8 protein-coding genes are annotated in these 14040 nt (G+C 69.9%); 5 read left to right on the top strand and 3 right to left on the bottom strand.

All coding sequences use genetic code 11. The features are described 5' to 3' along the window. Positions 1-2: 2 nt before the first annotated feature. From AB0K25_RS23775 to AB0K25_RS23755, 5 genes are all read left to right on the top strand, one after another. Positions 3-1157: a serine hydrolase domain-containing protein gene (locus tag AB0K25_RS23775; RefSeq protein WP_363822738.1), complete on the top strand. Its 1155-nt coding sequence runs from the start codon at positions 3-5 to the stop codon at positions 1155-1157. A gap of 561 nt (positions 1158-1718) precedes the next feature. Continuing rightward, the gene (gene chvE, locus AB0K25_RS23770; RefSeq protein WP_363822735.1) at positions 1719-2861 is read left to right on the top strand and encodes a multiple monosaccharide ABC transporter substrate-binding protein; all 1143 of its coding nucleotides are present in this window, start codon (positions 1719-1721) and stop codon (positions 2859-2861) included. Between the two features lie 86 nt (positions 2862-2947). Next, entirely contained in the window at positions 2948-4486 is a 1539-nt protein-coding gene (gene mmsA, locus AB0K25_RS23765) for a multiple monosaccharide ABC transporter ATP-binding protein (RefSeq protein WP_208566753.1), read from the top strand. Further along, positions 4483-5733, top strand: a complete 1251-nt coding sequence (mmsB, locus tag AB0K25_RS23760) for a multiple monosaccharide ABC transporter permease (RefSeq protein ID WP_219462898.1) — start codon at positions 4483-4485, stop codon at positions 5731-5733. The genes mmsA and mmsB overlap by 4 nt, the downstream gene beginning before the upstream one ends. A 345-nt stretch (positions 5734-6078) precedes the next feature. Continuing rightward, complete coding sequence (locus tag AB0K25_RS23755; RefSeq protein ID WP_363822732.1) at positions 6079-8184, top strand: family 43 glycosylhydrolase; 2106 nt, start codon at positions 6079-6081, stop codon at positions 8182-8184. A gap of 240 nt (positions 8185-8424) precedes the next feature. Here AB0K25_RS23755 and AB0K25_RS23750 read toward each other — a convergent pair whose 3' ends face one another. The 3 genes from AB0K25_RS23750 to AB0K25_RS23740 all read right to left on the bottom strand — a co-directional run bounded on the left by AB0K25_RS23750 (position 8425) and on the right by AB0K25_RS23740 (position 13995). Beyond that, positions 8425-10764, bottom strand: coding sequence for a beta-L-arabinofuranosidase domain-containing protein (locus tag AB0K25_RS23750; protein ID WP_363822729.1), 2340 nt, complete (start codon positions 10762-10764; stop codon positions 8425-8427). 128 nt (positions 10765-10892) lie between these two features. Further along, entirely contained in the window at positions 10893-12647 is a 1755-nt protein-coding gene (locus AB0K25_RS23745; protein ID WP_255598279.1) for a family 43 glycosylhydrolase, read from the bottom strand. A 583-nt stretch (positions 12648-13230) separates the two neighbouring features. Further along, positions 13231-13995, bottom strand: coding sequence for an FCD domain-containing protein (locus AB0K25_RS23740; RefSeq protein ID WP_363822726.1), 765 nt, complete (start codon positions 13993-13995; stop codon positions 13231-13233). Positions 13996-14040: the final 45 nt, after the last annotated feature.

The raw sequence follows: 14040 nt of genomic DNA, 5'->3' as shown, positions 1-14040 counted from the left end.
CAGTGGCCACGCAGCCGCAGATCCACGGCCACGCCGACGAACGCTACGGGCGGGTGGCAGACGTCTTCCGCACCAACTTCACCGACCGGGGGGAGGTCGGCGCGGCGGTCACCGTCTACGTCGGCGGTCGCCAGGTCGTCGACCTGTACGGCGGGACCGCCGACCCCCGTACCGGCCGGCCCTGGACGGCGCACACCCCGGTCGTCGTCTACTCCTGCACCAAGGGCATCCTGGCGGTCTGCGCCTACCTGCTGGTGCAGCAGGGCCGACTCGACCTCGACGCGCCGGTCACCCGCTACTGGCCCGAGTTCGGCCAGCACGGCAAGGCCGACATCCCGGTGCGCTGGCTGCTCACCCACCAGTCCGGCCTGCCCGCGCTCGACCGCCCGTTGACCCTCGACGAGGTGCTCGCGTGGGACCCGGTGATCACGGCGATCGAGGCCCAGGCCCCGCTGTGGCAGCCGGGCACGGCGCACAGCTACCACCCGATGACCTACGGCTGGCTGATCGGCGAGGTGATCCACCGGATCACCGGTCAGCTGCCCGGGGCGTACTTCCGCGACGCCCTGGCGGCACCGCTGGGCCTGCGGACCTGGCTCGGGCTGCCGGCGACTGAACGCGACACGGTCGCCTGGAACCTCGCCCCGCCGCCCGACCCGGAACCGTTCGTCGACCCGGTGGCCGACCGGGGGATCACCATGGGTGGCGCGTTCGCGTTCCCCGCCGACGACGCCGGCCTGGTCAGCTTCAACGACCCGGCCATCCAGGCCGCCGGCATCCCGGGCGCCGGCGCGGTGAGCACAGCCGACGGACTGGCCCGCCTCTACGCCGCGTGCGTGTCTCCGGTGGCCGGACCGCCCGTGCTCGACCCGGCGTCGATCGACGACGCGACGGTCGTGCGGTCCCGGGGCCAGCAGCGGCACGGCCCGCCGGACACCGGCCAACGCTGGGGCAGTGGCTTCCTGCTGCACTCGCCGCCGGCCCGGCCGTTGCTGTCCGAGCGCAGCTTCGGCCACGACGGTGCGGGCGGCAACCTCGGCTTCGGCGACGACGCCCACCAGGTCGGCTTCGGTTACGTGGTCAACCAGATGCAGGGCATGGGCGACGAACGCGCCAACCTGCTGACCGCCGCGCTGCGGTCCTGCCTGGACGACTGACCAGCCAGGTAGGACACCCCCACACAACTCGCACCCCGGACCCCCGGGACCCCCGGACCCCCGGACCCCCGGGACCCCCGGGACCCCCGGACCCCGGACCCCGGACTCCTTTGCGCCCCGGGCACCCCGACGATCGGGGCACCCGGGGCGCACGGCTGTCCCAGTCGCGACGGCCCGCCCACCGCCCACCACACTGCGCCCGTCGCCCGTCGCCCACCCCCGCGCATTCAGGGGAGCGCCTGGCATTGATCGCCTGCTGTCGATGACGACCGCGTAACAGGTTGGAAACCCGGCGGGACGTCGGCGTCGGCGGGTCCGCCGTCCGGTCGCAGCCCGGGGGTGGTGGGCGGGCCGCCGTCGCCGTGTTCACCACGGAATCGACCCCGCGCCGGCCCGGCGGGCGGGACGCCGGTGGGTGGACAAGTCGGAGACGCCCGTTACGAGACCGTGACGTCCGGATTTCCGAGGGGGTGTTGACGGGGGCGATGTGAGCGCTAACACTACCCCGAAAGGTGACAGGTGGTCCCCGCAGTCGGCGGGAGTTCCGGAGAGGAGAAACCTGTGCGCAGGAAATTCCTGGTCGCGCTCGGCGGCGCGGCACTGGCGTTCAGCCTTGCCGCATGCAGCGGCGGGGGAGCGGGTAGCGGGGGCGACAGCAGCGACAAGAAGCCCGCCGATCTGACCATCGGCGTCTCCATGCCGACCCAGACCTCGGAGCGGTGGATCGCCGACGGCAAGGCGGTGAAGGAGAAGCTGGAGGCCAAGGGCTACAAGGTCGACCTCCAGTACGCCGGTGACGACATCCCCACCCAGTCCCAGCAGGTCGACCAGATGATCACGCAGGGCGCGGACGTCCTGATCATCGCGGCGATCGACGGCACCGCGCTCAGCGGCCAGCTGGACGCCGCCGCGGCGGCGAAGATCCCGGTCATCTCCTACGACCGGCTGCTGCTGGGCAACAAGAACGTCGACTTCTACGTCAGCTTCGACAACTACAAGGTCGGCGTCGCCCAGGCGACCGCTCTGCTGGTCGGCCTCGGCCTGCAGACCAAGGACGGTGGCAAGGGCACCGCCACCGGCCCGTTCAACGTCGAGCTGTTCGCCGGCTCGCTGGACGACAACAACACCCAGTACTTCTGGGGCGGGGCGATGGACACCCTCAAGCCGTTCATGGACAACGGCACGCTGAAGGTCAAGTCCGGCCAGACCCGCATCGAGCAGGCGGCGATCCTGCGCTGGCAGCAGGAGACCGCGCAGAAGCGGATGGAGGACCTGCTCACCTCCGGCTACAACGACGGCACCGTGGTCAACGGGGTGTTGTCGCCGTACGACGGGATCTCCCGGGGCATCATCACCGCCCTGCAGAACGCCGGCTACGGCAAGGGCGCCAAGAAGCTCCCCGTGGTGACCGGCCAGGACGCCGAGATCGCCTCGATCAAGCTGATCAACGACGGGGTGCAGAGCTCCACCGTCTTCAAGGACACCCGGCTGCTCGCCGAGCAGGCCGTCATCGCGGCGGAGGCGTTCCTGCAGGACAAGCAGCCGCAGGCCAACGACACCACGACCTACAACAACAAGATCAAGGTCGTCCCGGCGTACCTGCTGCCGATCGAGACCGTCTACAAGGACGACATCACCAAGGTGCTCGTCGACTCCGGTTACTGGTCGGCCGAAGAGGTCGCCGCCGGTCAGGCCAAGAAGTAAGCCGGTCGTCGGGCGCGGCGGTGACCGACCGCCGCGCCCGACGCATCGCAAGCCCGCCTCAGGCTTCGACGATCAGGACGCTGACCATGGACGACACCATCCTCGAGATGCGACGCATCACGAAGACCTTCCCCGGGGTGACCGCGCTGGCGGACGTCTCCCTCGCGGTGCGCCGGGGGGAGATCCACGCCATCTGCGGCGAGAACGGCGCCGGCAAGTCCACCCTGATGAAGGTGCTCTCCGGGGTGCACCCGACCGGCTCGTACGACGGCGAGATCGTGCTGGACGGCAAGCCGATGAACTTCCGCGGCATCCGCGACAGCGAGTCCCACGGCGTCGTCATCATCCACCAGGAACTCGCCCTGGTGCCCTACCTCTCGATCGCCGAGAACATCTTCCTCGGCAACGAGCGGCGCGGTCCGGGCGGCCTGATCGACTGGAACCGGGCCAACGCCGAGGCCGCCGAACTGCTCGCCTCGGTGGGCCTGTACGAGAACCCGGTCACCCCGGTCATCCAGCTCGGCGTCGGCAAGCAGCAGCTGGTCGAGATCGCCAAGGCGCTGTCCAAGAAGGTCCGGCTGCTCATCCTGGACGAGCCGACCGCCGCGCTCAACGACATCGACTCGGCGCACCTGCTCGACCTGCTGCGCCGGCTGCGCGACCAGGGCATCACCAGCATCCTGATCTCGCACAAGCTCAACGAGGTCACCGCGATCGCCGACGCGACCACGGTCATCCGGGACGGACGCACCGTGGAGACCCTCTCCCTGGCCTCCGGGGAGGTCACCCAGGAGCGGATCATCCGCGGCATGGTCGGCCGGGACCTGGACAGCTTCTATCCCGACCGGGTCTCGTCGCCGGGGGAGGAGGTGCTGCGCATCGAGAACTGGAGCGTGCGGCACCCCACCCAGGACCGGCTCGTCGTCGACGACGCCAGCCTGGACGTCCGTGCCGGCGAGGTGGTCGGCATCGCCGGTCTGATGGGCGCCGGTCGTACCGAGTTGGCGATGAGCCTCTTCGGCCGGACGTACGGCCGGGACATCCGGGGTCGGCTGTTCGTGCGCGGCCGGGAGGTCCGGGCGCGCACCGTCGCGGAGGCCATCGAGCACGGCATCGCCTATGTCACCGAGGACCGCAAGCGCTTCGGCCTCAACCTCATCGACGACGTGCGGCACAACGTCTCCGCCGCCGCCCTGGGCCGGCTCGCCCGCCTCGGTTGGGTCAACGGCAACGAGGAGATCAAGGTCGCCGAGCAGAGCCGGCGGGACATGAACATCAAGACGACAAGCGTGATGGCCGTGGTGGGCAAGCTCTCCGGTGGCAACCAGCAGAAGGTCGTGCTGTCGAAGTGGCTGTTCACCAATCCGGACGTGCTGATCCTCGACGAGCCGACCCGGGGAATCGACGTCGGGGCGAAGTTCGAGATCTACACGATCGTCAACCGGCTCGTCGCCGAGGGTAAGGCGGTGATCCTGATCTCCTCGGAGCTGCCGGAGCTGCTCGGCATGTGCGACCGCATCTACACCCTCGCCGCCGGCCGGATCACCGGCCAGGTGCCGGTGGCCGAGGCGACCCAGGAGAACCTCATGGATCTGATGACGAAGGACAAGGAGCGCGTGGGATGACCAGCGTCAAGACCTCATCGCCGCCGTCCCCGCCGCCGGCCGACAAGAGTCCGGGCGTCGCCCTGCACGCCGGCACCAGCGACCTGCGTGCGCTGATCATGAACAACCTGCGGCAGAGTGGCATCTACGTCGCACTCGTCGTCATCGTCGGGTTCTTCGCCGTGCTCACCGACGGGGTGTCGCTGAGCCCCGGCAACATCACCAACATCGTCCTGCAGTACTCGTACATCCTGGTGCTGGCGATCGGCATGGTGATCATCATCATCGGCGGTCACATCGACCTGTCGGTGGGCTCGGTGGTCGCCCTCACCGGGGCGGTCTCCGCCGTGCTGGTCATCCGGGAGGGCTTCCCGTGGTGGGTCGGCATCCTGGCCGCGGTGGCGGTGGGCGTCGCGGTCGGCGCGTGGCACGGCTTCTGGGTGGCGTACGCCGGTATCCCGGCCTTCATCGTGACGCTCGCCGGCATGCTGCTGTTCCGCGGCCTGACCCTGCGGGTGCTGGACAACATCTCGCTCTCCCCGTTCCCTGCCGACTACCAGCAGGTCGCGGCCGGCTTCCTCAACGGGCTGCTCGGCGGGGACGGCTTCGACGCCTTCACCCTGCTGATCGGCGCCGTCGCGGTGGCCGGGTACGCGGTGAGCGGCTTCCGGACCCGGGTGGCCCGGGTCCGCTACCAGCAGCCGGTGGAGTCGTTCCCCCTGTTCGTCGCCCGGGTGGTGCTGGTGGGCGCGGTCATCATGTACTTCGCCTGGCAGTTGGCGCACGCCCGGGGCCTGCCGATCGTGCTGATCATCCTGGCCGCGCTGGTGCTGGTCTACGGCCTGCTCACCCGGCGTACCGTCTTCGGTCGGCAGGTCTACGCGATCGGCGGCAACCTCTCGGCGGCGACCCTCTCCGGGGTCAAGGTGCGGACGGTCAACTTCTGGATGTTCGTCAACATGGGCTTCCTGGCGGCGGTTGCCGGGGTAATCTACTCCTCGCGCTCCAACGGCGCGCAGCCCGCCGCGGGCAACATGTTCGAGCTCGACGCGATCGCCGCCGCGTTCATCGGTGGCGCGGCGGTCACCGGTGGGGTCGGCACCGTGATGGGTGCCGTGGTCGGTGGTCTGATCATGGCGGTGATGAGCAACGGGATGCAGCTGATGGGCGTCGACCAGTCCATCCAGTCGGTGGTCAAGGGCCTGGTGCTGCTCGTCGCCGTGGCCTTCGACGTCTACAACAAGCGGCGTGCCGGCGCCTCCCGCTGACCGGTGACGCGGCACCCGCCCGCGTCGTACCCCTTCGCCCGGACGCCCCGGGCCGCGTCGGAACGGTCCGACGCGGCCCGGGGCGTTGGCATTTGCGCCCGTCGATCGTGTCAACGCTGTTTCAGCTTGACGAGCATCATGTTATCGCTCACAGTCTATGGATAGCTGAAGCCGTTCCCGCAGCGGCTGGTCGGCACCCCCGACCTGTCGCTGTACCGCGTCGTGCGCCATCGCGGACGCGCCGCCGAGTGAACGTTGACATCGGCAGGCTTCGAACAATGCGACGACGGTGGCCCCGGGCCGGACCCAGGGCCCCCGTCGATCGACCGTTGGTGAGGGAGGGTCATGGTAGCCATGGGAGAGGTGCCGATCGCGGTCCGGCGACGGCGCGGCTGGTGGTCACGGGTCGTCGCCGCCCTGCTGACGCTGCTGGTCGGCGGTGGTCTCGTCGTGGTCCAGTCGACCGGCGCGGCGGCGGCGACGGTGGACACCACCGCCTGGTACGTGCTGGTCAACCGCAACAGCGGCAAGGCGCTGGACGTGTACAACTTCGCCACCAACGACGGCGCGCGGATCACCCAGTGGACCCGCGGCGACGGCACCAACCAGCAGTGGCAGTTCGTCGACTCCGGCGGCGGCTACTACCGGTTGAAGTCGCGGCTCTCGGGCAAGGTCCTCGACGTCTACAACCTCTCCACCGCCGACGGCGCGGCGATCGTGCAGTGGACCGACGGCAACGGCACCAACCAGCAGTTCCGGCTCGCCGACTCGGCCGACGGCTACGTCCGGCTGCTCAACCGCAACAGCGGCAAGGCGGTCGAGGTGCAGAACGCCTCCACCGCCGACGGCGGCAACATCGTCCAGTACTCCGACTGGGGTGGCACCAACCAGCAGTGGCAGCTCGTCCGCGTCGACGGCGGCAGCACCCCGACCACGCCGCCACCGACCACGCCACCGGCGAGCGGCTCGTTCACCAACCCGGTGGTGTGGCAGGACTTCGCCGACGTCGACATCATCCGGGTCGGCGACGCGTTCTACCTGTCAGCCTCGACCATGCACTACTCGCCGGGCGCCCCGATCCTGCGCTCCTACGACCTGGTCAACTGGGAGTTCGCCGGGCACTCGGTGCCCAAGCTCGACTTCGGCGCGAAGTATGACATGTCCGGCGGGCGGGCGTACGTCAACGGGATCTGGGCGTCGACGCTGAACTACCGCCCGAGCAACCGCACCTACTACTGGGCCGGCTGCATCGACTTCGCCAAGACCTACATCTACACCGCCGCCGCCGTCGACGGGGCCTGGAACCAGCACTCCACCATCAACAAGTGCTACTACGACGCCGGCATGCTGGTCGACGACAACGACACCATGTACGTCGCCTACGGCAACAGCCAGATCAGCGTCGCGCAGCTGTCCGCCGACGGCAAGAGCGAGGTCCGCAGCCAGCAGGTCTTCTCCACCCCGTCGAGCGTGGGCACCCTGGAGGGGGCCCGGTTCTACAAGCGCAACGGCAGCTACTACATCTGGCTCACCCGGCCGGCCAACGGCCAGTACGTGCTGAAGTCGTCGAGCCCGTTCGGCCCGTACGAGATGCGGCAGGTGCTGCTCAACATGCCCGGCCCGATCTCCGGCGGCGGCGTGCCGCACCAGGGCGGTCTGGTGCAGACCCCGGCCGGCCAGTGGTACTACATGTCCTTCGTGGACGCCTACCCCGGTGGGCGGGTGCCGGCACTGGCCCCGATCACCTGGACCGCCGACGGCTGGCCGCAGATCCAGACGGTCAACGGCGGCTGGGGCGCGTCGTACCCGAACCCGCTGCCGACCCGACCGGTCAAGCCGTTGACCGGCACCGACACCTTCAGCGGCAGCACCCTCGGCCCGCAGTGGGAGTGGAACCACAACCCGGACAACACCAAGTGGTCGGTGAACAACGGCCTGCGCCTGCAGACCGCCACCGTCACCAACGACCTCTACAGCGCCCGGAACACGGTGACCCACCGGATCCAGGGGCCGACCTCCACCGCCACCGTCGAACTCGACTACTCGGCGCTGCGCGACGGCGACCGGACCGGGCTGGCGGTGCTGCGCAACTCGTCGGCCTGGATCGGCGTCCGCCGGGACAACGGCGCGACCCGGGTGTCGATGACCAACAACCTCACCATGGACGGCAGCTGGCGAACCACCAACACCGGTTCGGAGATCGCCTCCGCCCCGGTCAGCGGGGGACGCATCTGGCTACGGGCCACCGCCGACATCCGGCCCGGCTCCGGCCGGCAGGCCCGGTTCTCCTACAGCACCGACGGCACCAACTTCACCGCCCTGGGTAACGCGCTCACCCTCGACAGCAACTGGCAGTTCTTCATGGGCTACCGCTTCGCCATCTTCAACCACGCCACCCAGGCCCTCGGTGGCACCAGCACGATCCGCCAGTTCCAGCTGACCACCCCCTGACCCACCCGGTCGCGGCCGGCAGACGCCGGGGCCGCCCGTACCGTCGGACCGCCCAGCGGGCCCGGTCGGCACGGGCGGCCCCGGCGGCCAGGCTCCGGGTTCGTGCCGGCTCCGGTCCGTGCCGGGTTCAGGGGCAAACGGAATGGGGCTGCCCCGATCGGGGCAGCCCCATTCGTCAGGCCGCAGGTCCGCCGCCGTCTCGCCGGCGGTGGCGGACCTGCGGCCGGTCCAGGCCAACCGCTACTGGTTGGCGACGATCCGCCACCGGTTGTCCGCGCTGCCGTTGTCGGAGTCCTGTACGGCCTGGGCGCCCTGCGCGGTCGAGCCGTTGAGGATGCCGAGCAGCTTCCCGCTGTTGACGTTGCGGATCTTGTAGGTGCCGTCACCCTGGTTCAGCAGGGTCCACCGGTGGTCGGCGGTGCCGTTGTCCGCCCACTGCAGGACGCGGGCGTTGTCGGCGGTGGACATGTTCTCCACGCCGAGGACCTTGCCGCTGTTGACGTTGCGGAACCGGACGGCGTCGCCGTCGGTCACCACCACCCAGTTGTGGTCGGCGGTGCCGGTGTCACCCCACTGGAGGGCGAGCCCGCCGTCGGCGGTGGACATGTTCTGGATGCCGAGGACCAGGCCGCTGCCGACGTTGACGAGCCGCGAGCTGCCGCCACCGGGGTTGCCGCCCCCGGTGGTGCTCCAGTAGACCGTGTAGTTGAAGCCGTGGGCGTCGTAGAACGGCCCGACGTTGACCGTGGACCCGTTGGCGGTGGCGGTGAACGCCAGCGTGCTGGTGCTGGTCCGGGTGACCGACGAGACGTTGAGCGACGGCAGGGAGTTCAGGGTGGTGTTGCCGTAGTTGCCGGCCAGCACCGCCGGCCCGTAGGTGAGGGCGCCGACGTTGGCGTTGTCGTTGGCCTGCTGCACGACGACCTTCATCGGCAGCCGTACGGTGACGGTGTCGCCGGCCGCCCAGGTGCGGGTGACCGTGGCGTAGCTGCCGGGGTTGGTGGCGACGTTCTGCGTCTCGCCGTTGACGGCGATCGTCGCGCCGGTGGCCCAGGCCGGGATGCGGACCCGGATGCTCCACGAGCCGCTCATCGACCCGGAGAGGGTGAGCGTGCTGGTGTCGCTCGCCGGGTAGCTGGTGCTCTGGGTGACCGTGATCCCGCGCTGCGACCAGGTCAGCACCGACGGAACGAACAGGTTCACCGTCAGCGTGGTGTCGTTGTAGAAGTAGATCGAGTCCATCAGCTTGGTGTTGGCCTCGATGCCGGTGCCCTGGCAGCACCAGAACGAGTTGTAGTCGGTGCTGAAGGTGCCGCCGCCCCAGGCCGGCCCGACGCCCCGTCGGCCACCCGGCTTGAGCGGGGTGAAGTAGGTGACGTGGCCGTGCCCGTCGGCCGGGTTCTGCGCGCCGACGACATGGTTGAGCAGGGCACGCTCGTAGAAGTCGAAGTACGCGACCCGGTTCGGGTCGAGCAGCCACAGCTCCCGGGTCAGCTTGAGCATGTTGTGGGTGTTGCAGTGCTCGCAGGTGTCGTTGGTCAGGTACCCGGCGATCGCGTTCGGCGGCCGGAAGTGCTCGGCCTGGCTGTTGCCGCCGATGACGTAGGTGTGCGCGTTGACGGTCATGTTCCACGCGTTGCTGGCGATGTCCCGGTAGCGCGTGGTGCCGGTCGCCTTGAACTCCCGCGCCGCGCCGATCCACTTGGGCACCTGGGTGTTGGCGTGCTTGCCGTTGAGCTGGTCGGAGTTGCTGGCGAGCGGGTTGAACACGCCTGCGTGGTCGAACCGCTGGGCGACGGTCAGCCAGCGCCCGTCGCCGGTGTGCTGGTAGATGTCGGTCAACGCCTCGTTCATGCCGCCGAACTCGGTCTCCAGCATCGACTGCATCTGGTTGTAGCTCAGCCGCGACGTGCGGGTGTCGACCCAGCCGGCCAGCGCCAGCAGCACCGAGCGGGCCTGCGTGTTGCCGATGTAGCGCCACACGTCGAGCAGCCCCATGAGGGTCTTGTGGATGCAGTAGTAGGGCACGTTGCCGTTGGACAGCGTGCGGGCCTCCAGGGCCGCGAAGTCCGACTCCGGGAAGCCGGACAGGTAACCGGCGGTGAATCCGGCCGCACCGTTGTTGGCCTGGCACTTCGCCAGCTCGGCCACCATGTAGTTCGCCTTGTCCCGGCAGGTGGTGTCGCCCAGCACCGCGTACGCCTGCGCCCAGGCGGTCAGGAAGTGCCCCTGCATGTGGGTGCGGAACGGGAACGACGGCGCGTCCCAGCCACCGTTGGAGGCGGCGTTGTTGGTGCCGAGGCGGTGGTTGGCCCGGAAGTTGCGGAGCATCCGGTCGACGTCGACGAACCGCAGGTAGCTCAGTGTCCGGTTCTGGTTGTCCAGCAGCCGGCCGGCGGTCAGCCGGACCTGCCCCAGCTCGAACGGGTACGCGGAGACACCGAGGTCCGATCGGGCCGGGGGGACCACCAGCGCCGCGGCGGCCGGCCCGGATCCGAGTAGGGTGCCACCCGCGGCGGAGACGAGCGCGGTGGCGCCGGCGGCCTGGAGAAGCTGGCGTCGGTTGAGGGACGGGGACATGGGAACCTCCAGTGGACCGGATCACGGGCTGGCGCCCGTCCGGGTGAGTAGTGGGTGTCGGTGGTGGGGTGCCGGCCCGCCCCGGTGGGGCGGAGCGGGCCGGCGCGACTGTCAGCCGCGCGACGGGGTCACGCGGGGGTGCAGGTCAGGTCGGTCGGTGGCTGGTTGCTGCCGGTGGTCGAGCTGATATAGCCGACGGTGGTGGAGCCGCCGGCTCCGAGCTGCCCGTTGTAGGCGGCGTTGGTGACGGTCACCTGGTTGCCCTGCTGGGTCAGGGTGCCGTTCCACGCCTGGGCCACCGTCTGCCCGCTGGGCAGGGTGAAGCTCACCCGCCAGCCGGTGATCGGGGCGGACCCGTTGGTGATGGTCAGCTTGCCCTCGAAGCCGCCCTGCCAGGTGTTGACCACGGTGTTGGTGGCCGCGCAGGTCGTTCCGGAGGGGGTCGTCGGAGCCGGCGTCGTCGGGGCCGGGGTCGTCGGGGTGGGGGTGGGGGTCGCGGTGGGCGTCGTGGTGGGCGTCGCGGTCGGGGTGGGCGTCGGGGTGGTGCCGCTGCCGTTGAACTGCCACCAGTTGACGTTGAACAGGGTGCCGCTGCCGCCGGTGAACCGCAGGTACATGTCGTGGGTGCCGGTCGCGCCGGACACCGGGCAGGAGACGGTCTGCCAGTTCTGCCAGCCGCCGGTGACCGGCACGGAGCAGCTCGCCACCCGGGTGCCGGTGGTGCTGTCCAGCCGGACCTCGATGGTGCCGCCGCTGCCGGCCGAGGCCACCCGGGCGTTGAAGGACGTCGCACCGGTACCGAAGCCGACCCCCTTGACCTTGATGTAGTCGCCGTTCTCGATGAAGCCGACGTTCATCCCGCCCTCGCTGGACGCCTCGGTCTCGATGCCGGAGCCCCAGGCGATCGTCTCGGCCTCCTGCCGCACGTACGGGTTGAGCGTGCCGATCTGCGGTGCGCCGGTGCTGGTCATGTTGATCGTCGGGATGGTGCCATTGGTGCCGTAGGTGAACTTCTCCACCGCGACCGACCGGGTGTAACCGCCACCGCCGGGCAGCGCGCCGTTGTGGTAGAAGAAGTACGACCCGCCGTTGAAGTCGACGATTCCGGCATGGTTGGTGAAGCTGCCGCCCTGCCGGGGCATGACCGTGCCCCGGTAGGTCCACGGCCCGGTGGGGCCGGGCGCCGTGGAGTAGCCGATGAACTCGCTGCAGCACTCGGCGGCGAAGACGTTGTAGTAGGTCCCGTTGCGCTTGAAGACCCAGGGGCCCTCCTCGTAGAGGGTGGGTCGGGTGGCGTTGCCGTTGCGGGTGCCGTATCCGGCGGTGGTCAGCGGAATCTTGGTGACACTGCCGGAGTACGAGATCATGTCGGCGTTCAGCTTGACGTACCACAGGTTGGGGTTGCCCCAGTAGAGGTACGCTTGCCCGTCGTCGTCGATGAAGACGGTCGGGTCGATCTCGCCGTTGGCCGCCAGCGGGCGGCCGATGGCATCCCGGAACGGGCCGGTGGGGCTGTCGCTCACCGCCACCCCGATGGCCATCGAGTTGGTCGACTTCGCGGTCACCGGCACGTACCAGTAGAACTTGCCGTTGCGGGCGATGACCTGGCCCGCCCAGGCGTCCGCCTTCGCCCAGCTGAAGGTGCCGACGTTGAGCGGCGAGCCGTGGTCGGTCCAGTTGACCATGTCGGCGGAGGACCAGACCCGCCACTCCTTCATGGTGAACCAGGTCGAGCCGTCCTCGTCGTGGCCGGTGTAGAGGTACACCCGGCCGTTGTGCACCAGCGGGGCCGGGTCGGCGGTGTAGATGTGCTGGACGATGGGGTTGTCGGCCTTCGCGGTGCCGGCCGGGAGCAGGGTCGAGACCAGGAGCAGGGCCGTCAACCAGGCGAAGGAGCGCCGCAGTCGGGTCAGGGGTGGCAGTGCGGGTTTCACCAGTACCTCCCAGTATGGGCGATGCGTGTCGTGGGGCGTCACGCCTCGGTGGCCTGCCCGGACTCCGCCGACGCCCCGGCCGGTGAGCCGGTGCTGTCGGGACTCGTCCGGACTGCCCGCCGTGCGGGTACGCGGGTGTGGCGTCACGGTCGGCGATCGCGCTCCCGGCCTGCCAGGGACGGCACCGCAGTCGGCGCGCGGTCGTGTCAGGACCCCACGGTGGCGGTGGACGACGTGCGCCGGGGGATCCGGGTGTGTCGAGGTGTCGATGCGACCCGGCGGCGCGCAGCGTCCACGGAGGTGCCCGGAGGTGTCCCACCGACGTCGCCCGTGCCCGCACTCCGCTCCGCCGCCCGGATCCCGGGGGTGGAGCGGGGGAGGCGTGCCCTTCGCTCCCGCGGCCGACGGTATCTTGTTATCGTTAACACCCGCAAGCCATTGACGTTCGTTGGTTACGCGGGCGTCATCGGGGTCCCCCTGCGGGCCCGGTCCGCCGGGCGGGAGCGACGGGTGATCCACCCGCCGCCGGGGGTCAGCGCGCCAATCGCCCGGTGTCCGGTCCGCCGCGCCGGACCAGCCAGGCCTCGGTGATGTGGGTGACCATGGCCGCGGCGGCGCCGTCCGGGTCGTGGGCCGCGATGCGCTCGTAGATGCGCCGGTGTCCCCGGTTGGAGGCCACGCACAGCGCCCGTTCGGAGCGGCCCATGTAGCGGGCGGTGTTGACCACCTGGCTCTCCAGTGACCGCACCACGCCCCGGGCGATCCGGTTGCCGGACGCCTGCATGATCACGTCGTGGAACGCCCGGTCGTGCTCGTGGTAGGCGACCTGGTCGTCGACCAGCTCGTCCATCCGGTCGACCAGGGCACGCAGCCGGTCGACGGTCTCCTGGTCGGCCAGCCGGGCGGCGACGTTGGCCATGTCGGACTCCAGCACCCGCCGGGTGGCCACCAGGTCGTCGAGAATGGTCAGGCTGTCGTCCTCGGCGATCGTCGCGGAGAGCACGAGTTCGTCGAGCATGTCCCACATCGACGGTGGGGTGACGATGGTGCCGCTGCCCTGGCGGACCTGCACCAGGCCCTTCTCCTGGAGGATCTTCACGGCCTCCCGGACGACCGTGCGGCTCACCGAGAACGCCTCGCACAGCGCCGGCTCGGGAGGCAGTGGGGCGCCGGGCGGGTGAACTCCGCGTACGATGCGTCCCACCAGTTCGGCGGTGACGGCGGTCGCGAGGTTGGCGGGTCGTCGTGCCCAGCTCGGGGGCGTTGCCGTGTTCAGGGTGATCTCCCGTGCCGTCATGTCCCCTCCAGTGGATTCCGCGGACCGCGCCACGACCTGCCTGCG

The sequence above is a fragment of the Micromonospora sp. NPDC049257 genome, from assembly GCF_040678915.1.
GTDB classification, from domain to species: domain Bacteria; phylum Actinomycetota; class Actinomycetes; order Mycobacteriales; family Micromonosporaceae; genus Micromonospora; species Micromonospora antibiotica.
This window is presented reverse-complemented; position numbering and strand designations above follow the sequence as displayed.